The 25,515-nt window shown below is 70.1% G+C and carries 26 protein-coding genes; 6 read left to right on the plus strand and 20 right to left on the minus strand.

All coding sequences use genetic code 11. The annotated features are described in order from the left end of the window. Positions 1–61: 61 nt before the first annotated feature. The 4 genes from ABT116_RS08920 to ABT116_RS08935 all read right to left on the minus strand — a co-directional run bounded on the left by ABT116_RS08920 (position 62) and on the right by ABT116_RS08935 (position 4,927). Entirely contained in the window at positions 62–2,569 is a 2,508-nt protein-coding gene (locus ABT116_RS08920; RefSeq protein ID WP_351629874.1) for an ATP-binding protein, read from the minus strand. Positions 2,570–2,835: 266 nt separating this feature from the next. Then, complete coding sequence (locus ABT116_RS08925) at positions 2,836–3,159, minus strand: STAS domain-containing protein (protein WP_344458811.1); 324 nt, start codon at positions 3,157–3,159, stop codon at positions 2,836–2,838. A 151-nt stretch (positions 3,160–3,310) separates the two neighbouring features. After that, positions 3,311–4,159, minus strand: a complete 849-nt coding sequence (locus ABT116_RS08930) for a 3-hydroxyacyl-CoA dehydrogenase family protein (protein WP_053670570.1) — start codon at positions 4,157–4,159, stop codon at positions 3,311–3,313. Positions 4,160–4,285: 126 nt separating this feature from the next. Beyond that, positions 4,286–4,927: a TetR/AcrR family transcriptional regulator gene (locus ABT116_RS08935; protein ID WP_351629878.1), complete on the minus strand. Its 642-nt coding sequence runs from the start codon at positions 4,925–4,927 to the stop codon at positions 4,286–4,288. Positions 4,928–5,006: 79 nt separating this feature from the next. Here ABT116_RS08935 and ABT116_RS08940 point away from each other — a divergent pair, with 79 nt between their 5' ends. From ABT116_RS08940 to ABT116_RS08950, 3 genes are read left to right on the plus strand one after another with little or no spacing between them, the layout of a single operon-like run. Further along, a complete protein-coding gene (locus tag ABT116_RS08940) occupies positions 5,007–5,789 on the plus strand; it encodes an ABC transporter ATP-binding protein (protein WP_351629881.1) in 783 nt (260 codons plus the stop codon). 17 nt (positions 5,790–5,806) lie between these two features. After that, complete coding sequence (locus ABT116_RS08945; RefSeq protein ID WP_351629884.1) at positions 5,807–6,550, plus strand: ABC transporter permease; 744 nt, start codon at positions 5,807–5,809, stop codon at positions 6,548–6,550. A gap of 19 nt (positions 6,551–6,569) precedes the next feature. Next, positions 6,570–7,142: a cob(I)yrinic acid a,c-diamide adenosyltransferase gene (locus ABT116_RS08950; protein WP_351629887.1), complete on the plus strand. Its 573-nt coding sequence runs from the start codon at positions 6,570–6,572 to the stop codon at positions 7,140–7,142. 91 nt (positions 7,143–7,233) lie between these two features. Here ABT116_RS08950 and ABT116_RS08955 read toward each other — a convergent pair whose 3' ends face one another. Beyond that, a complete protein-coding gene (locus tag ABT116_RS08955) occupies positions 7,234–7,812 on the minus strand; it encodes a hypothetical protein (RefSeq protein WP_351629889.1) in 579 nt (192 codons plus the stop codon). A gap of 152 nt (positions 7,813–7,964) precedes the next feature. On the opposite strand from ABT116_RS08955, the gene ABT116_RS08960 reads away from it, so the two are divergent. The 3 genes from ABT116_RS08960 to ABT116_RS08970 all read left to right on the plus strand — a co-directional run bounded on the left by ABT116_RS08960 (position 7,965) and on the right by ABT116_RS08970 (position 11,743). Next, positions 7,965–9,158: a sensor histidine kinase gene (locus ABT116_RS08960; protein ID WP_351629892.1), complete on the plus strand. Its 1,194-nt coding sequence runs from the start codon at positions 7,965–7,967 to the stop codon at positions 9,156–9,158. Further along, positions 9,155–9,796 carry a response regulator gene (locus tag ABT116_RS08965; protein WP_351629895.1) on the plus strand — a complete coding sequence of 214 codons (642 nt, stop codon included), beginning with the start codon at positions 9,155–9,157 and terminating at the stop codon, positions 9,794–9,796. Before ABT116_RS08960 ends, ABT116_RS08965 begins: the two co-directional genes overlap by 4 nt. 123 nt (positions 9,797–9,919) lie before the next feature. Continuing rightward, positions 9,920–11,743: a glycosyl hydrolase family 18 protein gene (locus ABT116_RS08970; protein WP_351629898.1), complete on the plus strand. Its 1,824-nt coding sequence runs from the start codon at positions 9,920–9,922 to the stop codon at positions 11,741–11,743. Between the two features lie 35 nt (positions 11,744–11,778). Here ABT116_RS08970 and ABT116_RS08975 read toward each other — a convergent pair whose 3' ends face one another. From ABT116_RS08975 to prmC, 15 genes are all read right to left on the minus strand, one after another. Next, a complete protein-coding gene (locus ABT116_RS08975) occupies positions 11,779–12,225 on the minus strand; it encodes a DUF2550 domain-containing protein (RefSeq protein WP_351629901.1) in 447 nt (148 codons plus the stop codon). Positions 12,226–12,355: 130 nt separating this feature from the next. Next, positions 12,356–12,733: a F0F1 ATP synthase subunit epsilon gene (locus ABT116_RS08980; RefSeq protein ID WP_033312984.1), complete on the minus strand. Its 378-nt coding sequence runs from the start codon at positions 12,731–12,733 to the stop codon at positions 12,356–12,358. A gap of 116 nt (positions 12,734–12,849) precedes the next feature. Beyond that, positions 12,850–14,286, minus strand: a complete 1,437-nt coding sequence (gene atpD, locus ABT116_RS08985) for a F0F1 ATP synthase subunit beta (RefSeq protein ID WP_351629904.1) — start codon at positions 14,284–14,286, stop codon at positions 12,850–12,852. Continuing rightward, positions 14,287–15,204, minus strand: coding sequence for a F0F1 ATP synthase subunit gamma (locus ABT116_RS08990; RefSeq protein WP_351629907.1), 918 nt, complete (start codon positions 15,202–15,204; stop codon positions 14,287–14,289). 20 nt (positions 15,205–15,224) lie between these two features. After that, complete coding sequence (atpA, locus tag ABT116_RS08995; RefSeq protein ID WP_351629910.1) at positions 15,225–16,814, minus strand: F0F1 ATP synthase subunit alpha; 1,590 nt, start codon at positions 16,812–16,814, stop codon at positions 15,225–15,227. Between the two features lie 126 nt (positions 16,815–16,940). Continuing rightward, complete coding sequence (locus ABT116_RS09000) at positions 16,941–17,756, minus strand: F0F1 ATP synthase subunit delta (protein WP_351629913.1); 816 nt, start codon at positions 17,754–17,756, stop codon at positions 16,941–16,943. Next, positions 17,753–18,301 (minus strand): F0F1 ATP synthase subunit B, encoded by a 549-nt coding sequence (locus ABT116_RS09005; RefSeq protein WP_306929906.1) that lies wholly within the window; start codon positions 18,299–18,301, stop codon positions 17,753–17,755. The genes ABT116_RS09000 and ABT116_RS09005 overlap by 4 nt, the downstream gene beginning before the upstream one ends. 42 nt (positions 18,302–18,343) lie before the next feature. After that, the gene (gene atpE, locus ABT116_RS09010) at positions 18,344–18,574 is read right to left on the minus strand and encodes an ATP synthase F0 subunit C (RefSeq protein ID WP_030049631.1); all 231 of its coding nucleotides are present in this window, start codon (positions 18,572–18,574) and stop codon (positions 18,344–18,346) included. A 73-nt stretch (positions 18,575–18,647) separates the two neighbouring features. Then, positions 18,648–19,466, minus strand: coding sequence for a F0F1 ATP synthase subunit A (gene atpB, locus ABT116_RS09015; protein ID WP_502983843.1), 819 nt, complete (start codon positions 19,464–19,466; stop codon positions 18,648–18,650). 225 nt (positions 19,467–19,691) lie between these two features. Beyond that, positions 19,692–20,129 carry a Cg1360 family ATP-synthase-associated protein gene (locus ABT116_RS09020; protein ID WP_351629916.1) on the minus strand — a complete coding sequence of 146 codons (438 nt, stop codon included), beginning with the start codon at positions 20,127–20,129 and terminating at the stop codon, positions 19,692–19,694. Between the two features lie 297 nt (positions 20,130–20,426). Further along, complete coding sequence (locus tag ABT116_RS09025) at positions 20,427–21,773, minus strand: MraY family glycosyltransferase (RefSeq protein WP_351629919.1); 1,347 nt, start codon at positions 21,771–21,773, stop codon at positions 20,427–20,429. A gap of 129 nt (positions 21,774–21,902) precedes the next feature. Further along, the gene (glyA, locus tag ABT116_RS09030) at positions 21,903–23,141 is read right to left on the minus strand and encodes a serine hydroxymethyltransferase (protein WP_351629922.1); all 1,239 of its coding nucleotides are present in this window, start codon (positions 23,139–23,141) and stop codon (positions 21,903–21,905) included. Positions 23,142–23,260: 119 nt separating this feature from the next. After that, positions 23,261–23,941: an arsenate reductase/protein-tyrosine-phosphatase family protein gene (locus tag ABT116_RS09035; protein ID WP_030854960.1), complete on the minus strand. Its 681-nt coding sequence runs from the start codon at positions 23,939–23,941 to the stop codon at positions 23,261–23,263. After that, positions 23,938–24,585, minus strand: coding sequence for an L-threonylcarbamoyladenylate synthase (locus ABT116_RS09040; RefSeq protein WP_062929085.1), 648 nt, complete (start codon positions 24,583–24,585; stop codon positions 23,938–23,940). Before ABT116_RS09040 ends, ABT116_RS09035 begins: the two co-directional genes overlap by 4 nt. 79 nt (positions 24,586–24,664) lie before the next feature. Beyond that, positions 24,665–25,510, minus strand: coding sequence for a peptide chain release factor N(5)-glutamine methyltransferase (gene prmC, locus ABT116_RS09045; protein ID WP_351629926.1), 846 nt, complete (start codon positions 25,508–25,510; stop codon positions 24,665–24,667). Positions 25,511–25,515: the final 5 nt, after the last annotated feature.

Consider the following 25,515-nt stretch of genomic DNA (forward strand, 5'->3'; position numbering starts at 1 on the left):
AGCCCGACGACGACAGGGCCGGGTCCGTGGAACGGACCCGGCCCTGTCGTCGGTGCGGGTGTCAGATCACCGTGTCCGGGCTGCTCGGCGTGCCCGTGCTGCTCTGCGGCGCGCTCGCCGTGGTGCTCGCGGGAGCGCTGGACGCCGGGCCGCTGGCCGAGTCGGAGGTCGACGGGCTGGTCGTCGGCGGGGTGGTCGTCGGCGTGGGCGACCCGGTGTCCGTCGGCGTGGGCGTCGGCGAGGAGGGCGTCGACGGGTTCGTCGGCGGCTTGGTCGACGACGGCGGCTTCGGCGAGCTCGGCGGCTTGGGCGAGGACGGCGGCTTCGAGGACGACGGCGGCTTCGACGGCGACGCGGAGTCACTCGGGTCCTGCGAACCGCTCGGGGAGGCCGTCGGCGTCGGGTCGTCCGACGTGCCGAGGGTGCCGTCGGGGCCCGGGTCCGTCGGGCGGGCGGGCACCGCGCCGGTGTCGCCGCCGCCGTCGTTCTCCGGCCGGTCGGCGCCGAGGCTGTCGTCGCTGACCCCCTGGCTGGCGGACGGGTTGACGCCGACCTGACCGGAGGGCGGGTTCTTGTCCTGGTCGGAGGTGGCGCCGAGCGTCACCACCGTGCCCAGGACGGCGACGAGCAGGGCACCGGCACCGGCGGCCACGAGGTTGCGCCGGGCCAGGCCCTTGAGGCCGCCCCGGGCCGCCCGTGAGGGCGCGGGCGAGCTGCGGTGGGTCACCAGGGTCGCGGCGGGCGGCTGCTGGAGCCTCGGGAAGGGCGCCGGAACACCGCCGGGCGGGGACGCCGACTCCTCGTCACGGGCGTCGGGCACCTCCTCCCCCGCGGTCGGCCCGAGCCCGATCGGCGTGCCCGAGCGGTCGGCGACCAGGGCGAGGGCACGGCGGCCGGCGACGGTGCCGCGCTTGTCGGCGAGGGCACCGCGCAGGCCGATGGAGGCCTCCAGTTCGGCGCGGGCCCGGTCGAGCTGCCCCGCGCACAGGGCGAGGACGCCGAGCTCGTGGTGGAAGTAGGCCTCTTCGGCGACGTCCCCGGCGAGCCGGGCGGCCTCGGCGCCGGAGCGCAACGCCCGCTCCCAGGCGCTCCAGTGCAGCCCGGCGGCGAACGCGGGAGCGGCGGTGCGGGCCAGGTGCACGGCCGCGCTCTCCTCGCCCTCGGCGGGCGGGCGGGTGACCGGCCCGAGGACGGCCAGGGCGGCGAGGATCGCGTCGGCCTCGGCGCACACGCGCTCCGGGGTGACCGAGGGGTGCCCGGCCCACCAGGAGTAGTGCTGGGCGGCGCTGCGGGCCCCGGCCTCGGCCTCGTCGGCGTACCCGGCGGCCTCCAGCTGGGCCGGCACGCCGGCCGCGAGGCGGTAGCGGGAGCCGACCGGGGAGACCAGACCGCAGGCGGCCAGTTCGCCGAGTGCGGCGTCCGCGTGGGTGTCGCCGACCAGGGCGGGCAGATGCGCCTGGTGCGGGACCTCGCCGCCGAGGGCGACGGCGAACCGCAGGGTGGCGCGGGCGGAGGCGCTGAGCCGGGAGGCGAGCAGCGGCGCGGGCGCGGCGGCCTCGCCGAGCGCGGGCAGCGGCACGTCGTCGCCGAGGCCGTAGATCTCGGCGCTGTCGGCCGGGGGCGCGTCCTCGAACACGCCGAACTCGTCGACGGCACTGGTGCCGGCGCGCAGCCGGTCGCGCTGCCGCAGCAGGGCGCCGGCCTGGACGAAGCGCAGCGGCAGGCCTTCGGACTCGAACCAGAGGTCGCCGGCCCAGTTGGACTCGTCCTCGGTGAGGGTCCGGCCCACGGCGTGTTCCAGCAGGTCGAGCCCGGCCGCGCGCTCCAGTCCGCCGAGGACGACCTCTTCGACGGCGGCGTCGGCGGAGGGGGCCGGCACGTCCGGGGTGGCGCCGAGCAGGAAGGCGCACTCGGGGGTCGCCTCCAGCAGCTCGTCCAGCGCGGCGCCGCCGAACTCCAGGTCGTCGACGACGACGACCGCGCCGATCTCACGGACATGGGTGAGCAGTTCATCCCGGTCCGGGCGGTGCAGGGGGGCGCTGTACACCGCGTGGAACAGGCCGTACAGCAGGTCCTCGGAGGTGCGTCCGAAGCCGTTGAGGCGGACGACGCCGTCGGGGGCGAGGTCGGAGCAGTCCTCGGCGACGAGGTCGAGGAGGCGGGTGCGGCCGGAGCCGGCCGCACCGGTGAGGCGGGTGGAGCGGCCGCGGGCGAGCAGGCGCACCAGGCGCTCGCGTTCGTCCTGGCGGGCCAGCAGCGGCAGGGCGGGCAGCGCGGGGCCGGGCGGGACGGGCGGGCGGGCCACGCGCTCGGCCTCGGCTCGTTCGGCCGCGGTGAGCTTCACGGGCCGGGCGGGCCGTTCGGTCGGCGGGCAGGCCTCGATCTCGCTGCCGTCGACGGGGTTGACCGTCAGCAGGAAATCGCCGGCGACGAGCTGCACCGTGCGGGCGAGCGCCGGCGCGTGCTGGGCGAAGTCCGGTGTGAGGGATTCCCTGGGCGGGCGCTGGCGCGGCGCAGGGCCGTCGCCGTCGTGGCCGTACTCCTCGGGTCCCTGGTTGTCAGGATCCATAGGTCAAGCCCCCCAAAAGCGTGTGTGTGCTTGGAAAAGCCCCTCCCGGCCTTGCTGCACACCGCGCTGTCGCTTCTGGTCCGGTCCCGCCGAAGGGTGTCAAGGCAGCGGGCAGCCGAACCCTAAACCTTCGCACAGTATCTACGACAGTCCGGGGTACCGCTCCGTCCGTAACGTCACGGTCTCGTGAGGATTGTGCGCGTCGCACGATGCGGCGACGTGCGTCCGGGTCTCCCCGGTCGCCCGGCTCACACCCGTACGAGGCGTCACACGCGGGGAAGCGTCTCCACCCCGATGCCTCCCTCGATCGCCAGGATCCGGTGCAGGCGGGTGGCCACCAGCAGGCGCTGCATCTGCGGCGGTACGTCGCGCAGCACCAGGCGCCGGCCGCAGCGGCCGGCCCGTCGGTGGGCTCCCATGATCACGCCGAGTCCGGTGGCGTCCCAGGAGTCCAGTTCGGACAGGTCCAGCACGAGGTCCCCGACTCCGTCGTCGACGGCCGAGTGCAGGACCGTACGGGCGTCCGCCGCGCTCCGGACGTCGAGGCGGCCCCCGACGACCAGCTCGGCGTGGTCGCCCCTGATGTACATATGCGCTCCCCGTGCGTGCGAATCGTGCTCCGCGTTCTGGATGTGGGTGATGCAACCTCTGACTGTGTGGAGGAGTCAGAGGTTGCTTCTTGTAAGCGAACCGATACCGAATTCACCCTGGGGTGTGATGGGCCCCGGGGCATGTGCGGTTTCAGTGCTTGTAGAAGCCCTGCCCGCTCTTGCGTCCGATGTCACCGGCGTCAACCATCCGGCGCATCGACTCGGGAGCCGCGAACTTCTCGTCCTGGGACTCGGTGTAGATGTTGTTCGTGGCGTGCAGCAGGATGTCGACGCCGGTCAGGTCCGCCGTCGCCAGTGGGCCCATGGCGTGACCGAAGCCCAGCTTGCAGGCCAGGTCGATATCCTCGGCGCTCGCCACGCCCGACTCCTGCAGCTTCGCGGCCTCGACGACCAGGGCGCAGATGAGACGGGTCGTCACGAAGCCGGCGACGTCGCGGTTGACGACGATGCAGGTCTTGCCGACCGACTCGGCGAACTCCCGGGCCGTGGCGAGGGTTTCATCGCTGGTCTTGTAGCCGCGGACGAGTTCGCACAGCTGCATCATCGGGACCGGCGAGAAGAAGTGCGTGCCGACGACCCTTTCCGGGCGCTCCGTGGCCGCCGCGATCTTGGTGATCGGGATGGCGGAGGTGTTGGAGGCCAGGACCGCCTCGTCCTTCACGATCTTGTCGAGCGCGCGGAAGATCTCGTGCTTGATCTCGAGCTTCTCGAACACGGCCTCGACGACCACGTCCGCGTCCGCCACGGCGTCCAGGTCGGTGGTCGCGGTGATGCGGGCCAGGGCGGCGTCGGCGTCGTGCGCCTCCAGCTTGCCCTTGGCGACGAACTTGTCGTACGACGCCTTGATGCCGTCGGTGCCCCGCGTCAGTGCCTCGTCGGTGACGTCACGCAGGACCACCTCCCAGCCCGCCTGTGCGGAGACCTGGGCGATGCCGGATCCCATGAGGCCGGCTCCGATGACGGCGAGCTTCCGTGCCACTGTGCGACTCCCCTGACGCGCTGCTTATGTCTGCCTCTCGGGCGGACACTAGCGCTCGTGAGGGGCTGTGTGACCAGTAAGTAATGCGCGTCACGTCTCACATGACGGACATCACACCGCCGAGGGTCACGGGGCGCCTCGGACGGCGTAGTTGAGCACTTTCTCGCTCAACAGCTCCTCGATGCCGTCGAGGAGGACGAGCATCTCCCGGGACACTTCGTCCGGGTTGCGCCCCTTGGCCATCTCACGGCCGATCGCGACGAAGACGGTGCCGTGGACCCAGCAGATCTGACCGGAGATCAGCCTCGGCAGCGGGTCGCCGCCCTCCGTCCCCGTCTCCTCCCGGAGGGTCGTCTCCAGGTTGTCCTGGACCTCCTGCTGAATGCTCCACAGCCGGGAGCGCAGCGGCGGCGCCTCGTCGATGCAGCGCATGAAACGGTCGTAGCCCTCGATGAGGCCCATCCGGGGCGAGACGGCCTCGATCTCCGCGCGCAGTTCGCGCAGCACCGCCCGGGCGGCCGACTCCCCCTCGTCCCGGCCGCGCACCCAGCGGGAGAGCCGGTCGACGACACCCTGGGAGCGGTCGAAGAAGAGGTCCTCCTTGGCGGGGAAGTAGTTGTAGACGGTGTTCACGGAGACGTCGGCGGCCTCCGCCACCTCCGCGATCGTCACCGTCACGAACCCGTGCTCCAGGAAGAGCCCGGTGGCGATGTCCGAGATGCGCTGTCTGGTCTCGCGCTTCTTCCGTTCCCTGAGCCCCTCAGCCATGTCCGAATCCTAGCTTCTCTGGAGTCTCTGAAAACTTGGGGTCATTGCAAACTTTAAGAGACTCTGTTTTTCTGGGGGCATGACCATCATCAGTACGGCCGGGCTGGCCCGTACCTTCCTGACCAAGAGCGGTCCCGTGGAGGCCGTGCGCTCCATCGACCTGACCGTCCGCGAGGGCGAGATCCTCGGCTTCCTCGGCCCGAACGGCGCCGGCAAGACGACGACCCTGCGCATGCTGACGACCCTGCTGCAGCCGACCGGCGGCGCCGCCACCGTCGCGGGCCACGACCTGGCCACGGACCCGGCCGGGGTGCGGCGGGCCTGCGGCTACGTGGCCCAGTCCGGCGGGGTCGATCCGCAGATCAGCGTGCGCGAGGAGCTGGTCACCCAGGGGCGTCTGTACCGGCTGACCAGGGCACAGGCGACCGAGCGCGCCGAGGAGCTGGCCCGCGACCTGGACCTCACCGGGCTCCTCGACCGAAAGTGCGGCGCGCTCTCCGGCGGTCAGCGCCGGCGGCTGGACATCGCGATGGCGCTCACCCACCGCCCGAAGGTGCTGTTCCTCGACGAGCCGACGACCGGCCTCGACCCCGGCAGCCGCGCCGACCTGTGGGACCTGGTGCGCCGGCTGCGCGACGAGCACGGCACGACGGTGTTCCTGACCACGCACTACCTCGACGAGGCCGACGCCCTCTCCGACCGGCTCGTCGTCGTCGACCACGGCGTCGTCGCCGCCGAGGGCACCCCGAGCGCACTGAAGCTGCGGTACGGCGGATCGCTCGACGCCTCGCTGCAGGACACGTTCCTGGCCATCACCGGCCGCAGCGCCGCCCCGGCCGAGCAGACCCCCGTCGCCGTATGAGAAGCGGAGGAATCCCGATGCTGCTGCACGACACCGCCCTCGTCTACGGGCGCTACCTCCGCCAGTCACTGCGCTCCCGCTTCGCACTGCTCTTCGGCGTACTCATGCCGCTGCTGTACCTGCTGTTCTTCGGCCCCCTGCTCACGGATCTGCCGCTCGGCGAGCAAGGCAGCTCCTGGCAGGTGCTGGTCCCCGGGCTGTTGCTCCAACTCGGCCTGTTCGGGGCGTCGTTCGCGGGCTTCTCGATCATCATCGAGAAGGGTCACGGAGTGGTCGAGCGCATGCGCGTCACCCCGGTCAGCCGGCTGGCCCTGCTGCTCGGCCGGGTGCTGCGGGACGCCACGGTGTTCGTCTTCCAGGCCGTGCTGCTGGTGCTGGCGGCGGTGGCGATGGGCCTGCGGGCGCCGCTGGCCGGCGTGCTCATCGGCTTCGCCTTCGTAGCCCTGCTCACGCTCTCGCTGGCCGCGCTGTCGTACGCGCTGGCGATGAGGATGGACACCCCGCAGAGCTTCGGCCCGGCGATCAACGCGCTGACCATGCCGTCCATGCTGCTGTCGGGCCTGATGCTGCCGATGACCCTGGGCCCGGCCTGGCTGGACGCCCTGTCCCACCTCATGCCGTTCCGCTACCTGGTGGACGCGGTGCGGGACGCCTACGTCGGCAGCTACACGTCACCCCACATGCTCTACGGCACGCTGGTGGCCGTCGCCCTCACGGCGCTGTCCGTGACAGTGGGCACACGCGTGTTCCGAACCGCCTGACCCTAACTACGCTGGCCGCATGGTCAATCTGACGCGCATCTACACCAGGACCGGCGACCAGGGCACCACCGCCCTCGGCGACATGAGCCGGGTCGCCAAGACCGACCTGCGGATCTCCGCGTACGCCGACGCCAACGAGGCGAACGCGGTGATCGGCACGGCGATCGCGCTGGGCGGTCTGGACGAGGAGGTCGTCAAGGTCCTCACCCGCGTCCAGAACGACCTGTTCGACGTGGGTGCGGACCTGTCGACGCCGGTGGTGGACAACCCGGAGTTCCCGCCCCTGCGGGTCGAGCAGTTCTACATCGACAAGCTGGAGGCGGACTGCGACCGCTTCAACGAGCAGCTGGAGAAGCTCCGCTCCTTCATCCTCCCCGGCGGCACCCCGGGCGCGGCCCTGCTCCACCAGGCCTGCACGGTGGTCCGCCGGGCGGAGCGCTCGACCTGGTCCGCCCTGGAGGTCCACGCCGAGACGATGAACCCCCTGACGGCCACCTACCTCAACCGCCTCTCCGACCTGCTGTTCATCCTCGCGAGGACGGCGAACAAGGAGGTCGGAGACGTGCTGTGGGTGCCGGGCGGGGAGCGCTGAAGCGCCCAGCAAGAGGCGTGGTGAAGCGCCCTTCAGGGGCGCGGGGAACTGCGCGACCAGCCACCACTGGCCCGCGGTCGAGGTACCGGCCCTAACGCTGCGCCCTCTCCTTCTCCACCGTCACCCCGGCCTCCTCCGCGGGAGCCTTCCGCGGCCAGATCAGATAGCTCAGCGCGATCAGCCCGTGGATCCCGGCCGCACGCCAGGCCACGTAGCGCCAGCTCTCCAGGGAGGTCACTCGGCTCGGGTCGTCCACGTACCAGATCGCCAGCTGGAGGAGCACTGTCGCGACGGCGGCGCCCACCAGCGTGCCCAGCCAGACCTTGCCCTCGTGCCGGGCCCGGGCCATGCCGTACCGCGGTGGGCCGGCCGGCTTCGGGGCGCCGCCCAGCCGGTGGGCGGCGTGGCCGTCGAGCCACTTCACCGTGCGGTGGCCGTGCCCCACGGTGTAGCCGATGTACAGCGCGGCCAGGCCGTGCGTCCAGTTGGGCTCGGCGCCGTTCTTCAGGTCCAGCGCGGTGGCCACCAGCAGGACGACCTCCAGCAGCGGCTCGCACAGCAGCAGGCCCAGTCCCAGCCGTGGCATGCGCAGCAGGTAGCGGGCGCCCAGGCCGGCCGCCAGCAGCACCCAGAAGCCGATCTCACAGGCGGCGATCAAGGCGACGATCACGATTCGCTCCTCTCGGTCACCTCTTCAGGCTCCCGTGCGGCGCGCCCGGAATCGTCGTCGCGACTGACGAACCCGCAGTACATCGAAGGATGCAGCCGGGGACCCTCCGCGGGGCTCACGCGCGGGGCGCGACAGCCGTGTTGGATGGTGGCATGGCCGTACGACTCCCCCGTCCCCGCCGTTTCGACGTCCACGTCGCGCTGGGCGGCCTGCTCGGCGGGCTGCTGCTGTGGGGCGTCGGCCTGGCCACCCGGCCGCACACCGAGGCGTACGTGCTCCTGCCCGGGCGCTGGCCGGTGCTGCTGCCGCTCGTCGTCATGGCGGGCTGCGAGCTGCTGCGCCGGAGCGCCCCCCGCGCCGCTCTGCTGATCGGCACGCCCGCGATCGTCCTGGACACCGTCACCCAGGGCAACCTGGTCACGATCCTGATGTACACCGACCTGATGTACGCGGCCGTGCTGTACGGCCCGCCCGCGTCGGCCCACCGGATCCCGCGGATCACCGGGCTGCTCTCGGTGGCCGCCGCAGTGGTGCCGTTCGCGGTCTGGCGGGAGCCCGAGGCGCTGCTGATCGGCGTGGTCACCGGCCTCGTGTCCTTCGGCCCCGCCGCCACCGGCCTGATCGTCCGCAACCACCGCGACGCGGCCGAGGCGGCCCGGCTGCGCGCCGAACAGACCGCGCTGCTCGCCGAGATGGACCGCACCCAGGCGGTCACCGCCGAACGTGCCCGGATGGCCCGCGAGCTGCACGACATGGTCGCCAACCACCTGTCCGCGATCGCCATCCACTCCACCGCCGCGCTGTCCCTCGACGATCCGAAGACCTCTCAGGACGCCCTCGTGGTCATCCGCGAGAACAGCGTGGAGGGGCTCGCCGAGATGCGACGGCTGATCGGCATCCTGCGCGACAGCAGCGGCGACGTGGAACCGTCCGCCGCTCCAACGCTCGACGGTCTCGGTTCGCTGGTGGACGGCGCCCGCACCAACGGCCTCGACGTCACCCTCGACGCCGAACGGAGCGAGGTGCCCGCACCCGTCGAGCTCGCCGCCTACCGCATCGTGCAGGAGTCGCTGACCAACGCGCTCAAGCACGCCGCCCCGGGGCGGGTCACCGTGTCCCTCGCCCGGCGGGACGGCTCCCTCGTCGTCAGCGTGACCAGCCCCTACGGGGACCGGGACGCCCCGCGCGCCCCCGGCTCCGGCGCGGGTCTGGTCGGCATGAGAGAGCGCGTGGCCCTGCTGGACGGCACCTTCGAAGCCGCCCCCGAGGACTCGCCCGAGGGCAAGATCTGGGTGGTACGCGCCACCCTCCCCGTCAGCCACAGCCTCGAAGGAGACACCGCATGATCCGCGTCCTGGTCGCCGAGGACCAGTCCGCCGTCCGCGCCGGGCTCGTCCTCATCCTGCGCAGCGCGCCCGACATCGAGGTGGTCGGTGAGGCGGCGGACGGTGAGCAGGCGGTGGCGCTGGCCCGCGAGCTGCGGCCGGACCTGGTGCTGATGGACGTTCAGATGCCGCGTCTGGACGGGGTGTCGGCGACCCGGCAGGTCGTCGCGGAGCGGCTCGCCGACGTGCTGGTGCTGACCACCTTCGACCTCGACGAGTACGTCTTCGGGGCACTGCGAGCGGGCGCGTCCGGGTTCCTGCTGAAGAACACCGAGGCGGTGGAGCTGCTGGAGGCCGTGCGGACGGTCGCGCGCGGGGAGGGGCTGATCGCCCCGGCGGTCACGCGGCGGCTGATCGCGGAGTTCGCCGCGAAGCCCGCCCGGGAGCCCGCGGCTGATCCGGCGGTGCTCGAACAGCTGACCCGCCGGGAGCGCGAGGTGCTGTCCTGCCTCGGCCAGGGGCTGTCCAACGCGGGCATCGCGGAGCGGCTCGACATGGCCGAGGCGACCGTGAAGACCCATGTCAGCAGACTGCTGGGGAAGCTGGAGCTGCGCAGCCGGGTGCAAGCCGCCGTGCTCGCCCAGGAGTTGGGTGTCTGAACCGCGTTCGGTGCTGGTGGTCCAGACCTATTGACCGGTGGTCCAGACCTTTCTATTCTCACCGCACCATGAGTGGGCGTGAGGCTCAGTCACGCCCCCACAACTCCATCAAGGAGGCGCAGCATGCGCTTCAGACACAGAGCCGCGGCAGGGTTCGCGACCCTGTTGCTCCCCTTCGCCGGCCTCGTCGGCCTGGCGAGCCCGGCCCAGGCATCCACGTCCGCCACCGCGACCTACGCCAAGACCCAGGACTGGGGCTCCGGCTTCGAGGGCAAGTGGACGGTGAAGAACACCGGCACCACGACCCTCAGCTCCTGGACCGTCGAGTGGGACTTCCCCTCCGGCACGTCCGTCACCTCCTCCTGGGACGCCGACGTCACCTCCTCCGGCACCCACTGGACCGCGAAGAACAAGTCCTGGAACGGCAGCCTCGCCCCCGGTGCCTCCGTCTCGTTCGGCTTCAACGGCAGCGGCACCGGCTCCCCCGCGAACTGCAAGCTCAACGGCGGCAGTTGCGACGGCGGCACCACCGAGCCCGGCGACAGCGCGCCCAGCGCTCCTGGCACCCCGACCGCCTCGGACATCACCAACACCTCGGTGAAGCTGTCCTGGTCCGCCGCCACCGACGACAAGGGCGTCAAGAACTACGACGTCCTGCGCGACGGCTCCAAGGTCGCCACCGTGACGGGCACGTCGTACACCGGCACCGGCCTCACCGCCGGCACCGACTACTCCTACTCCGTCCAGGCCCGTGACACCGCCGACCAGACGGGCCCGGTCAGCGGAGCCGTCCGGGTCCGCACCACCGGGGGCACCACCGAGCCGCCCACCGGCGACAAGGTCAAGCTCGGCTACTTCACCGAGTGGGGGGTCTACGGCCGCAACTACCACGTGAAGAACCTGGTGACCTCGGGCTCGGCGTCGAAGATCACCCACATCAACTACGCCTTCGGCAACGTCAAGAACGGTCAGTGCACCGTCGACGACACCTACGCCGCCTACGACAAGGCCTACACCGCCGACCAGTCCGTCAGCGGCACCGCCGACACCTGGGACCAGCCGCTGCGCGGCAACTTCAACCAGCTCCGGCAGCTGAAGGCCAAGTACCCGCACATCAAGGTGCTGTACTCGTTCGGCGGCTGGACCTACTCCGGCGGCTTCGGCCAGGCGGCGCAGAACGCGGCCGCCTTCGCCAAGTCCTGCAAGGCCGTCGTGGAGGACCCGCGCTGGGCCGACGTCTTCGACGGCATCGACATCGACTGGGAGTACCCGAACGCCTGTGGCCTGACCTGCGACACCTCCGGTCCCGCGGCCTTCAAGAACCTTTCCCAGGCCCTGCGTGCCGAGTTCGGCCCGAACTACCTGGTCACCGCGGCCATCACCGCCGACGGCTCCTCCGGCGGCAAGATCGACGCAGCCGACTACGGCGGCGCCGCCCAGTACCTCGACTGGTACAACGTGATGACCTACGACTACTTCGGCGCCTTCGACAAGGACGGCCCGACCGCCCCGCACTCCCCGCTCACGTCGTACCCGGGGATCCCGCAGGCGGGCTTCAACTCGGCCGACGCCATCGCCAAGCTCAAGGCCAAGGGCGTCCCCGCGAAGAAGCTGCTCCTCGGCATCGGCTTCTACGGCCGCGGCTGGACCGGCGTCACCCAGTCCGCCCCGGGCGGATCGGCCACCGGCGCGGCTCCGGGCACGTACGAGGCGGGCATCGAGGACTACAAGATCCTGAAGAACTCCTGCCCGGCCACCGGCACCATCGCCGGCACGGCGTACGCGCACTGCGGCGGCAACTGGTGGTCGTACGACACCCCGTCGACGATCGCCGGAAAGATGAGCTGGGCCAAGAACCAGGGCCTCGGCGGCGCGTTCTTCTGGGAGTTCAGCGGTGACACCGCGAACGGAGAGCTGGCGACCGCCATCGACAGCGGCCTGAAGTAGGCCGGATCACAGAGACGTTCGAAGGGTCGTAGACCCTAGGCGACATTGACGCGCTGACCAGGCGGGGCTGCCTCCAGCCACGCGAGGAAACCGGTCAGCGCGTCTTCGCTCATCGCGAGTTCGAGACGCGTGCCCCGGTGCAGACAGGCCAGGATCACATGGTCGGACAGGAGCGCCAGCTCCTCCTCGCCCTCCGGGACCCGGCGGCCGGCCACCTCGATCGCGGAACGCTCCAGGACGCGGCGAGGACGCGGCGAGTACGAGAAGACGCGGTACCACTCGACGCGGTCACCGTTGTACCGGGCCACTCCGTACGCCCAGCCCTTGCCGTTGGTGTCTCCCTCGGCCGGGGCGTCCCAGCGCATGCTGGCGTCGAAGGTGCCGCCCGACCGCTGGATCAGCCGGCGGCGCAGGCCGAAGACGAACAGGCCCACCACCACGAGGGCCACCACGATTCCGCACACAGTCAGAGCGAGGACCATCGACACCGACCTCCTCGTCTCCTAGGTAACGGAACGTAAAAATCACCCACATCCGCCTCAGCCGCGGCTGGGTCCGGATCTCTCCGGTACCCAGCCGCGGCTGAGTGACATCATCACGCGGCGGACAGGGTCAGCGTGCCGCCGTCGCGGCTCGCAGACGGACGTCAGCGCGGCGCTGGGCCTCCGCGTCGTCCTCCGCCTTCGCGCGCTCGAGCTCCTGCTCCGCGCGCTGGACATCGATCTCGTCCGACAGCTCGGCGACTTCCGCCAGCAGCGAGAGCTTGTCGTCCGCGAACGAGATGAATCCGCCGTGGACCGCGGCGACGACCGTCCCGCCCTCACTCGTGCGGATGGTCACCGGGCCCGACTCCAGCACACCGAGCAGCGGCTGGTGACCGGGCATGACGCCGATGTCGCCGGACGTGGTGCGCGCGACGACCAGGGTGGCCTGGCCGGACCAGACCTCACGGTCGGCCGCGACCAGCGCGACGTGCAGCTCAGCAGCCAAGGTGGCTCCTCGGGTCACCACCCGGCGGGAGTGCCGGGTGTTGGTTACAAGTCTAGTAGGCGTGAATGAGGGGGCGGGACGAACCCCGCCCCCTCATGACTCGAGCACTGCCCGGGTCAGGAGACGCCCAGCTCCTTCGCGTTGTTCTTCAGGTCCTCGAGACCACCGCACATGAAGAACGCCTGCTCCGGGAAGTGGTCGTACTCGCCGTCGCAGATCGCGTTGAACGCGGCGATCGACTCGTCCAGCGGCACGTCCGAACCGTCCACACCGGTGAACTGCTTGGCGGCGTGGGTGTTCTGGGACAGGAAGCGCTCCACGCGACGGGCACGGTGGACGACGAGCTTGTCCTCCTCGCCGAGCTCGTCGATACCGAGGATCGCGATGATGTCCTGCAGGTCCTTGTACTTCTGCAGGATGTTCTTCACGCGCATCGCGGCGTTGTAGTGGTCCGCCGAGATGTACCGCGGGTCGAGGATGCGGGACGTCGAGTCCAGCGGGTCCACGGCCGGGTAGATGCCCTTCTCGGAGATCGGACGGGACAGAACCGTCGTCGCGTCGAGGTGGGCGAAGGTGGTGGCCGGGGCCGGGTCGGTCAGGTCGTCCGCGGGGACGTAGATCGCCTGCATCGAGGTGATCGAGTGACCACGGGTCGAGGTGATGCGCTCCTGGAGGGTGCCCATCTCGTCGGCCAGGTTCGGCTGGTAGCCCACCGCGGAGGGCATACGGCCGAGCAGGGTCGACACCTCGGAACCGGCCTGGGTGAAGCGGAAGATGTTGTCGATGAAGAACAGCACGTCCTGCTTCTGGACGTCGCGGAAGTACTCCGCCATCGTCAGGCCGGCCAGGGCCACGCGCAGACGGGTGCCCGGGGGCTCGTCCATCTGGCCGAAGACCAGGGCGGTCTTGTCCAGAACGCCGGACTCTTCCATCTCCGCGATGAGGTCGTTGCCCTCACGGGTGCGCTCGCCGACGCCCGCGAAGACGGAGACGCCCTCGTGGAGGTTGGCGACACGCATGATCATTTCCTGGATCAGCACGGTCTTGCCGACACCGGCACCACCGAACAGACCGATCTTGCCGCCCTTGACGTACGGGGTGAGCAGGTCGACGACCTTCAGGCCCGTCTCGAACATCTCGGTCTTCGACTCGAGCTGGTCGAACGCGGGGGCCTTGCGGTGGATGGACCAGCGCTCGCCCTCGTGGACCTCGTCGGTGTTCAGCACCTCACCGAGGGTGTTGAACACCTTGCCCTTGGTGAAGTCGCCGACCGGGACGGTGATGCCCGCGCCCGTGTCGGTCACCGGGGCCTGGCGGACCAGACCGTCGGTGGGCTGCATGGAGATGGCGCGGACCAGGCCGTCACCCAGGTGCTGGGCGACCTCCAGGGTCAGCGTCTTCTTCTCGCCCGCCAGCGCCGGGTCGGCGACCTCGACGTGAAGGGCGTTGTAGATCTCCGGCATCGCGTCGACGGGGAACTCCACGTCGACGACCGGGCCGATGACCCGCGCGACGCGGCCCGTCGCCGTGGCCGTCTCAACAGTGGTGGTCATTTATCGGTCACTCCCCGCGGTCGCGTCGGCCAGGGCGCTCGCGCCACCGACGATCTCGCTGATTTCCTGGGTGATTTCGGCCTGGCGGGCCTGGTTGGCAAGCCGGGTGAGCGTCTCGATGAGCTCTCCGGCGTTGTCGGTGGCCGACTTCATCGCGCGCCGCGTGGCGGCGTGCTTGGAGGCGGCCGACTGGAGCAGCGCGTTGTAGATGCGGCTCTCGACGTAACGCGGCAGCAGGGCGTCGAGGACGTCCTCCGCCGAGGGCTCGAAGTCGAACAGCGGGAGGATCTCGCCCTTGGGCGCCGCCTCCGCCGCCACCTCGTCGAGGCTGAGCGGCAGCAGCCGGGCCTCGATCGCCGTCTGCGTCATCATCGACACGAACTCGGTGTAGACGATGTGGAGCTCGTCCACGCCGCCCTCGGCCGTCTCCGTCTCAATGGCCTCGATCAGCGGGGCCGCGACCTTCTTGGCGTCCGCGTACGTCGGGTCGTCGGTGAAGCCCGTGAACGACTCCGCGATCTTGCGCTCGCGGAAGTTGTAGTGGGCGACACCACGGCGGCCGACGATGTAGTTGACGACTTCCTTGCCCTCGGCCTCGAGCTTCGCCGTGAGCTTCTCCGCCGCCTTGATGGCGTTGGAGTTGAAGGCGCCGGCCAGACCGCGGTCGCTCGTGAGGAGCAGGACCGCGGCGCGGGTCGGGTTCTCGGCCTCCGTCGTCAGCGGGTGCTTGGTGTTGGATCCGGTCGCCACCGCCGTGACCGCGCGGGTGAGCTCGGTCGCGTACGGGGTGGAGGCCGCCACCTTGCGCTGCGCCTTGACGACGCGCGAGGCGGCGATCATCTCCATCGCCTTGGTGATCTTCTTGGTCGCGGAGACGGATCGGATGCGACGCTTGTAGACCCGGAGCTGGGCTCCCATGAGTCAGGTCCCTTCCGTCGTCACTTGCCGGCAGCCGGGGTGTCCTCGCCGAGCAGCTTGCCGTCGGAGGTCTCGAACTGCTTCTTGAACTCCGCGATGGCCTCGGCGACAGCCTGAAGGGTGTCGTCGGACATCTTGCCGCCCTCGCGGATGGAGGTCATCAGACCCTGCTCCTTGCGGTGCAGGTAGTCCAGCAGCTCCTTCTCGAAGCGGCGGATGTCGGCGACGGGGACGTCGTCCATCTTGCCGGTGGTGCCGGCCCAGACGGAGACGACCTGGTCCTCGGTGGCCATCGGCTGGTACTGGGGCTGCTTCAGCAGCTCGACCATGCGCTGACCGCGCTCCAGCTGCGCCTTGGACGCGGCGTCCAGGTCCGAACCGAAGGCGGCGAACGCCTCCAGCTCACGGAACTGGGCGAGGTCCACGCGCAGACGGCCGGAGACCTGCTTCATCGCCTTGTGCTGCGCGGAACCACCGACTCGGGAGACGGAGATACCGACGTTCAGCGCGGGGCGCTGACCGGCGTTGAACAGGTCCGACTCCAGGAAGCACTGGCCGTCGGTGATGGAGATGACGTTGGTCGGGATGAACGCCGAGACGTCGTTGGCCTTGGTCTCGACGATCGGCAGACCGGTCATCGAGCCGGCACCCATCTCGTCGGAGAGCTTCGCGCAGCGCTCCAGCAGACGGGAGTGCAGGTAGAAGACGTCACCCGGGTAGGCCTCACGGCCCGGCGGGCGGCGCAGCAGCAGCGACACGGCGCGGTAGGCGTCGGCCTGCTTCGACAGGTCGTCGAAGATGATCAGGACGTGCTTGCCCTGGTACATCCAGTGCTGGCCGATGGCCGAACCGGTGTACGGCGCAAGGTACTTGAAGCCGGCCGGGTCGGACGCCGGGGCGGCGACGATGGTCGTGTACTCCAGCGCGCCGGCCTCCTCCAGAGCGCCGCGCACACCGGCGATCGTGGAGCCCTTCTGGCCGATGGCGACGTAGATGCAGCGGACCTGCTTGCTCGGGTCGCCCGAACGCCAGTTGTCGCGCTGGTTGATGATCGTGTCGACGGCCAGGGCGGTCTTGCCGGTCTGGCGGTCACCGATGATCAGCTGACGCTGGCCACGGCCGACGGGGGTCATCGCGTCGACGGCCTTGTAGCCCGTCTCCATCGGCTCGTGCACCGACTTGCGGACCATGACGCCCGGGGCCTGCAGCTCCAGGGCGCGACGGTCTTCGGTCTCGATCTCGCCGAGGCCGTCGATCGGGTTGCCGAGGGGGTCCACCACGCGGCCGAGGTAGCCCTCGCCCACCGCAACGGAGAGAACCTCACCGGTACGGGAGACCGGCTGGCCCTCCTCGACGCCGCTGAACTCGCCGAGGACGATGGCACCGATCTCGCGCTCCTCGAGGTTGAGGGCGAGGCCGAGGGTGCCGTCCTCGAACTTCAGCAGCTCGTTGGCCATGGTCGAGGGCAGGCCCTCGACCTTCGCGATGCCGTCACCGGCGAAGGTGACCGTACCGACCTCCTCGCGCGAGGCCGCGTCCGGCTTGTACGCCTGGACGAAGTTCTCCAGCGCGTCCCGGATCTCCTCCGGCCGGATCGTGAGCTCCGCCATCTGGGTTCCCTGCTCTCCTTGTTGGGCCCGAAGTTTCACTTTGGGGGTCTGGGGGCGACCCCCAGGATTCTTCTGCACGGCCCAACCAGGGCCGTCGTAAGTACGTTGTGCCTATTGAGTTGCTGCTCAGCCGGCGAGCCGGCGGCTGGCGTCCTCGATGCGGTCCGCGAGGGAGCCGTTGATGACCTCGTCGCCGACCTGCACCCGGATTCCGCCGAGGACCTCGGGGTCCACGTCCAGGTTGAGGTGCATCCGGCGGCCGTAGAGCTTCGCGAGGGCATCGCCCAGGCGCTGCTTCTGCGGGTCGCTCAGCGGTACCGCCGAGGTGACGATCGCCACCATGCGGTCCCGGCGGTCGGCGGCCAGCTTGGACAGGGACTCGAGTCCCGCCTCCAGGCTACGTCCCCGCGGCGCGGTCACAAGGCGCGTGACCAGACGCTCGGTGGCCGACTGGGCCCGGCCGCCGAGCAGGCTGCGCAGCAGCTCGCCCTTGGCCGAGGTGGTGGCCTTGCGGTCGGTCAGCGCGGCCCGCAGCTCGGTGCTGCCGGAGACGATCCGGCCGAACCGGAACAGCTCGTCCTCGACGTCGTCGAGCTTGCCGGCCTGCTGCGCGGCGGTGAGGTCGGCGGTGTTGGCCAGCACCTCCAGGGCGTCCACCAGGTCGCGCGACTGCGACCAGCGGGAGCGCACCATGCCGGCCACCAGGTCGGCGGCGGGGCCGCTGACCTGGGTGCCGAGCAGACGCTGGGCCAGCTCGGCCTTCGCCTCTGCGGCCTGCGCCGGGTCGGTGAGGACCCGACGCAGCGACACCTCGCGGTCGAGCAGCGCGGTGACGGCGGCCAGCTCGTCGGCGAGCGAAGCCGCGTTCACGGACGTCGAGTCCGTCAGCGCGTCGAGACGCTCACGTGCGGCTGCCAGGGCCTCGCGGCTCGCTCCGTTCATCGCCCGGCCTCGGCCTTCTCCTCGAGCTCGTCGAGGAACCGGTCGATCACGCGGCTCTGGCGGGCGTGGTCCTCGAGGGACTCCCCGACGAGCTTGCCGGCCAGGTCGGTGGCGAGCTTGCCGACGTCCTGGCGGAGCGCGGACGCGGCGGCCTTGCGGTCGGCCTCGATCTGGGAGTGACCGGCGGCGACGATCTCCTCGCGCTGACGCTGGCCCTCGGCCCGCATCTCGGCGATGAGCGTGGCACCCTGCTCCTGCGCCTCCTGGCGCAGGCGCGCGGCCTCGTGCCGGGCCTCGGCGAGCTGTGCCTTGTACTGCTCAAGGACGCTCTGGGCCTCGACCTTCATGGTCTCGGCCTCTTCGATACCGCCTTCGATCGCCGCGCGGCGCTCCTCCAGAACCTTGTTGATGTTCGGAAGCAGCTTCTTCCAGAAGAAGAAGAACACGATGGCGAAGGCGATGGTGCCGACGAGCAGCTCGGGGCCGGGAGGAATGAGCGGGTTCTGCTTCTCCTCGGCCGCCAGCTGCACCAGGTTGGCGATCACATCAGTGCCTTCCGTTAAAAGGTTTCGATCGTCCGGTCGTCTTTAGTAGACGAACGGCATGACGATGCCGATGAGGGCGAGCGCCTCACAGAACGCGAAACCGAGGATCTGGTTGGCACGGATCAGACCGGCCGCCTCGGGCTGGCGGGCCAGGGCCTGGGTGCCGTTACCGAAGATGATGCCGACGCCGACGCCGGGGCCGATGGCGGCAAGGCCGTAGCCGATGGAGCCGAGGTTGCCTTCGACGGCGGCGAGGGTCTCAAGGGCAGCCATGCTGGATCTTCCTTCTCTTTCAGGACCGATGGGGGTTGGCCACCGGACGTTCTGGGGGCTGAGAGTGGTTGTGTCAGTGGTGCTCGGCGAGAGCGCCCTGGACGTACGTGCAGGCGAGGAGTACGAAGACGTACGCCTGGACAGCCTGCACGAAGAGTTCGAAGCCGATCATCGCGATGGTCATGACGAAGGAGATACCGGCTGCGGGGATCATCCAGCTGTTCAGCAGGTACCACGAGGCAACGGTGAACATGACCAGCATGAGGTGGCCGGCGAACATGTTCGCGAACAGTCGCACGGCGTGCGTGAACGGCCTGACGAGCAGGTTCGAGAAGAACTCGATGACCATGACGAGCGGCAGCACCGGGCCGAGTGACTTGTCGTAGCCAGTGACGTTCTTGAAGAACCCGACGAATCCGTGCCGCTTGAAGGTGAGTGACACCCAGGTCACGTAGACGACCGCGGCCAGGACCGCCGGGTAGGCGATGATCGACGACACCGGGAACTGCGCCAGCGGGATCACGGACCAGATGTTCATGATCCAGATGAAGAAGAAGAGCGAGACCATGAGGGGGACGAACTTCTCGCCCTCCTTCTTGCCGAGGGTCTCGTAGACGATGCCGCGGCGCACGAAGTCGTAGCCGGCCTCGCCGATCATCTGAAGCTTGCCCGGCACCACCTTCGCCTTGCCGAAGGCGAGGGTGAAGAAGGTGATGACCAGAAGCGTGGTGACGATGGCAAGCAGCATCACCTTGTTGAACTCGAACCCTCCAACCGTGGCAATCGGCTTGAAGAGGAACGAGTGCAGGCCCGGAGCCGGAAAACCACACCCGTTGTCGGACATGATCCGACAGCTCCAGTCAAAGGCGAGCTGGGTCTGGTCAGCACTCACCGCGGGCTCCTTCGGCGTGACGCATGGGTACGGCAACCTCGTTGTGTCGGCGCGGCACAGGGCCGCGGTTCGGCACGGGACTGGTGTTACGGATGTGGGGGCGGCTGTGGGGCATCTCGCCTCGCGATGGAGCAGGCGTCAGCTCAGATGCCCGCGCCCGCGATGCCGCAGTTGGCACCGGACGATAGCAGGAGATCTCATGCCTCTTTATCCCGGCCCTATCCCTCACGACGAGTGCCCCGACTTTTCGGGCTTCTCGCCCTTCATCGAGTCGGGCTCGACATAAAGGATCTTGGCCTTCATGTGGGCACGCGTCTGCGCGGCGATCCAAGCGAGGGTGCCGACAACGAGCGTGATCGCGAAGGCCCTGGGGTTGAACAGCGTCGTGTTCTTGAACGCGGCGACGAAGATGAACAGCAGGAGAATCTGTGCCGCGTAGAGCATCAGGCCCATCGCCTGGAACAGGTGCGGAAGCGATTTGGCAGTGCGCTGCAAAACATAGAGGCCGATCCCCATGAAGAGGATCACGATGAGCGTCGCGACGACCGCCCCGATCGCACCCTTGCCGCCGACGACCACACCACTGACGACGGCGGCGACAGCACCGACGGCAGCCGTGGGCACGGCAGCCTGGGCCAGGATCCGGGCGTCATTGGACGGCATGGCGGCAACTCCGCTTTCGCAGGGGGCAGGGTGTCGTCATGGACGAGCGTAGTCCCGGGCTGAGTGGAGACCTCACGCCAATGGACCGTCGCACTGCGGTCCTTCGGCTCTATCCGGGGGGTTCTCGTGAACCGTATCACAAACTATTTGATGCAGTCTTTACCTGGAGGTGTGCGGACTGTCACACATGAGAGTGAACCTGCGCGTCTGAGCGGGAACCGCGCCGAGATGTCTGGTATTGGGGCGCTTCGCACCCCCATCGCATCCCCACGACTTGGCAATGCTCTAGTCAGATTCTTACCTTGTCCCCGCCTTGCGCCGGTCGGCCAGGCGCGAACGGGGGCCGATGGCGGTCGCACCGTTGACACCGGCGACCCCGGACACCACGGGGGTGCGGGTCTCGGCCCCGGTGGCGGAGTGCTGGTCCGTCGCGGGCGCCGGCGTCGAGGCCTCGGGTGAGAGGGCAGCGACCGAGCCGCGGCGCCGGTAGCGCGGTGGCACGAAGCGCTCCATCCAGCGCGGGGCGCGGGGCGTGAAGCGCGGCAGCAGAAGCAGGATCAGACCGATCGCGCTCAGGAACACCACACCGAGCACGATCCACATGGACGCCGAGTTGACCGAGTAGGCGAGTGCGCCGAAGGCGATCAGCGCGGACCAGAAGTACATGATGAGCACCGCGCGGCTGTGCGAGTGGCCGATCTCCAGCAGCCGGTGGTGCAGGTGGCCGCGGTCGGCGGCGAACGGGGACTGGCCGCGCCAGGTGCGACGCACGATCGCCAGGATCAGGTCGGCGGCCGGCACCGCGATGATCGTCAGCGGCAGCAGCAGCGGGATGTAGACGGGGACCGTCTGGTGCACGGCCTCCTTCTCGGAGCCGACGTACAGGTTGAGCGCGTCCGGGTCGACCTGCCCCGTGATGGAGATCGCGCCGGCGGCAAGGACCAGGCCGATCAGCATCGAACCCGAGTCGCCCATGAAGATCCGCGCCGGGTGCATGTTGTGCGGCAGGAAGCCCAGGCACATGCCCATCAGGATCGCCGAGAAGAGGGTGGCCGGGGCGGCGGCCTCGATGCCGTACGAGTACCAGATGCGGTAGGCGTACAGGAAGAACGCCGTGGCGGCGATGCAGACCATGCCGGCCGCGAGGCCGTCCAGGCCGTCGACGAAGTTGACCGCGTTGATGGTGATGACGACCAGGGCGACCGTGAGCAGGGTGCCCTGCCACTGGGTGAGCGCGACCGAGCCGACACCCGGGATCGGCAGCCACAGGATCGTCAGACCCTGCACGACCATCACGCCCGCGGCGATCATCTGCCCGCCCAGCTTGATCAGGGCGTCGATCTCGAACTTGTCGTCCAGCACACCGATCAGCCAGATCAGCGCCGCCCCGGACAGCAGCGCCCGGGGTTCGTTCGACGTCTCGAAGACCTGGTTGAGGTTGGTCAGGTGGTCGGCGACCAGCAGGCCCGCGCACAGGCCGAAGAACATGGCGATACCGCCGAGGCGCGGAGTGGGCTCCCGGTGCACGTCCCGCGCCCGGATCTCCGGCATCGCTCCGGCCACGATCGCGAACTTCCGTACCGGCCCTGTCAGCAGATACGTCACCGCGGCCGTGATGCAGAGCGTCAGGAGGTATTCACGCACGGGCTTCCCCACAGGTCTCGCTGGCCATCTCAGCCCCACACCCTAGCGATGCGCGCATATGGGTGGGGACTTCCGGGTAGCGATGATGGTTGCACGAGTGGCTGTGCACCCTGATGCGCTTACCCCGGCTCACGCCGGATACGGCGGAAATCCACCGGCCAGCTCCCGCACTTCTTCACGGGCTCTTGAGGGATCCGTCACGCCCCGGAGCACCCCGGCGAACAGTCCGGCGATCCGGACCATCTCCGCCTCGCCCATGCCCTGCGTGGTGATCGCGGCCGTGCCGAGCCTGAGCCCCCGGGCGTCACCGTGCGGCAGCGCGCAGCAGTCCATGACCAGGCCGGCCGCGGCGAGACGGCCCCGGGCGGTGCGTCCGTCGACGCCGAGCGGCGCCGGGTCGGCGGTGATCAGGTGGGTGTCCGTGCCGCCGGTGGTGACGACCAGGCCGGCCGCGGCCAGCCGGGCCGCCAGAACCCGCGCATTCGCCACCACCTGATGGGCGTACGCGGCGAACGCCGGTGTTGCCGCCTCCCCGAACGCGACCGCCTTCGCGGCGATGGTGTGCATCTGCGCACCGCCCTGTGTGAAAGGGAACACGGCCCGGTCGACCCGCTCGGCCAGCTCCGCGCGGCACAGGATCACACCGCCGCGCGGGCCCCGCAGCACCTTGTGGGTGGTCCCGCAGACGATGTCCGCGTAGGGCACCGGGTTCGGGGCCGCTCCCCCGGCGACGAGTCCGAGGGGGTGCGCGGCGTCCGCGATGAGGTACGCGCCCACCTCGTCGGCGACCTCGCGGAAGAACGCGTAGTCGAGGTGGCGGGGATAGGCGATCGAGCCGCACACGATCGCCTTGGGCCGTCGTGTACGGGCCAGGGTGCGCACCTGCTCGTGGTCGATGAGCCCCGACTCGGCGTCCACGCCGTATCCGACGAAGTCGAACCAGCGGCCCGAGAAGTTGGCGGGTGAACCGTGCGTGAGATGGCCGCCGTAGGGCAGCCCGAGCGCGAGGACGGTGTCGCCGGGGCGGAGCAGGGCGGCGTAGGCGGCGAGCACCGCCGAAGAGCCCGAGTGCGCCTGGACGTTGGCGTGGTCGGCACCGAACAGGTGCGTGGCCCGCTCGACGGCGAGGCGTTCGGCGACGTCGACGACCTCGCAGCCGCCGTGGTGCCGCGCGCCCGGGTAGCCCTCGGCGTACTTGTTCGCGAGCGGGGACCCGAGGGCGGCCAGCACGGCCGGTGAGCTGAAGTTCTCCGCGGCGATCAGCTGGAGCGTGGTCGACTGCCGCTCCCGCTCTCCGAGCAGGACGTCGGCGAGCTCGGGGTCCTGGCGGCGCAGGGCGTCGGCCTCGATGGCAGGGGTGACCGTCATGGTGGGCTCCGGGCGACGTTTTTCCGGGCGGTTCGCCTCCGGGCGCCTGAGTCGGTCGGCTCACTCGCCGTGGTGACGTACGACCAATGTAGGCCCGGGGCCCGCGGGGCGCTCGGCTGTTACGTCTTTGCGGGTACACCCGTGAGGGCCGTGACCACCGGGTCGAGCGCCTGGTGTATCTCGTCCCCGATGGACCGGAAGAACGTCAGGGGGGCGCCGTACGGGTCGTAGACCTCGTCCGCCTCGGCCGTCGGCGCCAGCAGCCACCCGCGTAGAGCGGCCGCGGCGCGGACCAGCGCACGCGCGCGGACGACCACGCCCTCCTCCAGGGGCGGCAGGGTCGCCGGGTCGATGGCCTTGACCAGGCGGGTGAACTCCTTGAGCGTGAAGGTCCGCAGGCCCGCCGAGTGGCCCATGGAGATGACCTGCGCACGGTGGTCCCTGGTGGCGGTCAGCACCAGGTCGGCGCGGATCACGTGCTCGTCGAGGAGCTCGCGCCCGGTGAAGCCGGAGGCGTCCGCGCCGAAATCGGCCAGGACGGTCTCCGCGTGGGACTCCATGGGCGCGCCCTCGTGGCCCCAGGTGCCCGCGCTCTCCACGATCAGCCCGCCGCCCAGGATGCCGAGCCGCTCCCGCACCGCATGGCGGGTCAGCCGCTCGGTGATGGGCGAGCGGCACACGTTGCCGGTGCTGACGTGGAGGATCCGGAAGCTGTCACGCGGAAGCCCCACGAACGTCGTCGTGATCTCCGCCGCGCTTTCCCCGTTGCCTATGCCACGCCCCGATCCAGGGGCCGTCAATTCGCCACCTCGAGGTCGGGTACGACCTTTCGGAGCTCGTCCGCGGAGATGGCGCCCGCGCGCAGCAGCAGCGGCACCTCACGGGTCACGTCGACGATCGACGAGGGCACGATGCCGGGGGTCGGGCCGCCGTCGAGGTAGACGGAGACGGAGTCGCCGAGCATCTCCTGCGCGGCGTCGCAGTCCTCCGGCGCAGGGTGGCCGGTGAGGTTGGCGGAGGAGACGGCCATGGGGCCGACCTCGGTCAGCAGTTCGATGGCGACCGGGTGCAGTGGCATGCGCACGGCGACTGTGCCACGGGTGTCCCCCAGGTCCCACTGCAGGGACGGCTGGTGCCGGGCGACGAGCGTCAGGGCACCCGGCCAGAAGGCGTCGACCAGCTCCCAGGCGAGCTCGGAGAAGTCCGTGACGAGGCCGTGCAGCGTGTTCGGGGAGCCGATGAGGACAGGGGTGGGCATGTTGCGGCCCCGGCCCTTCGCCTCCAGCAGGTCGGCGACCGCCTCCGAGGAGAACGCGTCGGCGCCGATGCCGTACACCGTGTCCGTCGGCAGCACCACGAGCTCGCCACGGCGGACGGCGGACGCTGCCTCGCGCAGACCGGTCACACGGTCGGTCGCGTCGTTGGTGTCGTATCGCCGTGCCATCTTTAGCTGGCCTCCTCGTACACGTGCTGCTGGGATGAAGTCCACGAAGTCCGCGAAGACCGCGGGGTGCCCGGTGTGCTCACGGCAGTGCCTTGCGGGCCGTGGCGAAACGCGGGCGGTTGTTCAGGTCCGGGTGGTCGGCCGCGTCGGTCCAGCCGCGGTCCTCGGCGAAGATCCACGGCACTTGGCCGCCCTGGGTGTCGGCGTGCTCGACCACGACCACGCCGCCCGGGCGCAGCAGCCGGTGCGCCGTGCGCTCCAGGCCGCGGATGAGGTCGAGGCCGTCCTCGCCGGAGAAGAGGGCCATGTCGGGGTCGTAGTCCCGCGCCTCGGGGGCGACGTACTCCCACTCGGTTAGCGGGATGTACGGCGGGTTGGTGATGACCAGGTCGACCTGGCCGTCCAGGTCCGGGAAGGCCGTCAGCGCGTTGCCCTGCCGCAGGTCGACCCTGGACCCCTCGACGTTCTTGCGGGTCCACTTGAGGGCGTCCTCGGACAGCTCCACGGCGTGCACGCGCGAGCGCGGCACCTCCTGGGCGAGGGCGAGCGCGATGGCGCCGGAGCCGGTGCACAGGTCGACGATGCACGGCTCGACGACGTCCATGGCCCGTACGGCGTCTATGGCCCAGCCGACCACGGACTCCGTCTCTGGCCGCGGCACGAACACCCCGGGGCCGACCTGGAGTTCCAGGTAGCGGAAGTAGGCGCGCCCGGTGATGTGCTGGAGCGGTTCGCGGGCCTCGCGGCGGGCGATGACCTCCCAGTAGCGGGCGTCGAAGTCGGAGTCCCTGACGGAGTGCAGCTCGCCGCGCTTGACGCCGTGCACGAACGCGGCGAGTTCCTCCGCGTCGGTACGCGGCGAGGGCACGCCGGCGTCGGCGAGCCGCTGGGTGGCCTGGGCCACCTCCGCGAGCAGCAGGTTCACGCAAG

The sequence above is a fragment of the Streptomyces sp. NPDC002130 genome (assembly GCF_040296465.1).
Lineage (GTDB): Bacteria > Actinomycetota > Actinomycetes > Streptomycetales > Streptomycetaceae > Streptomyces.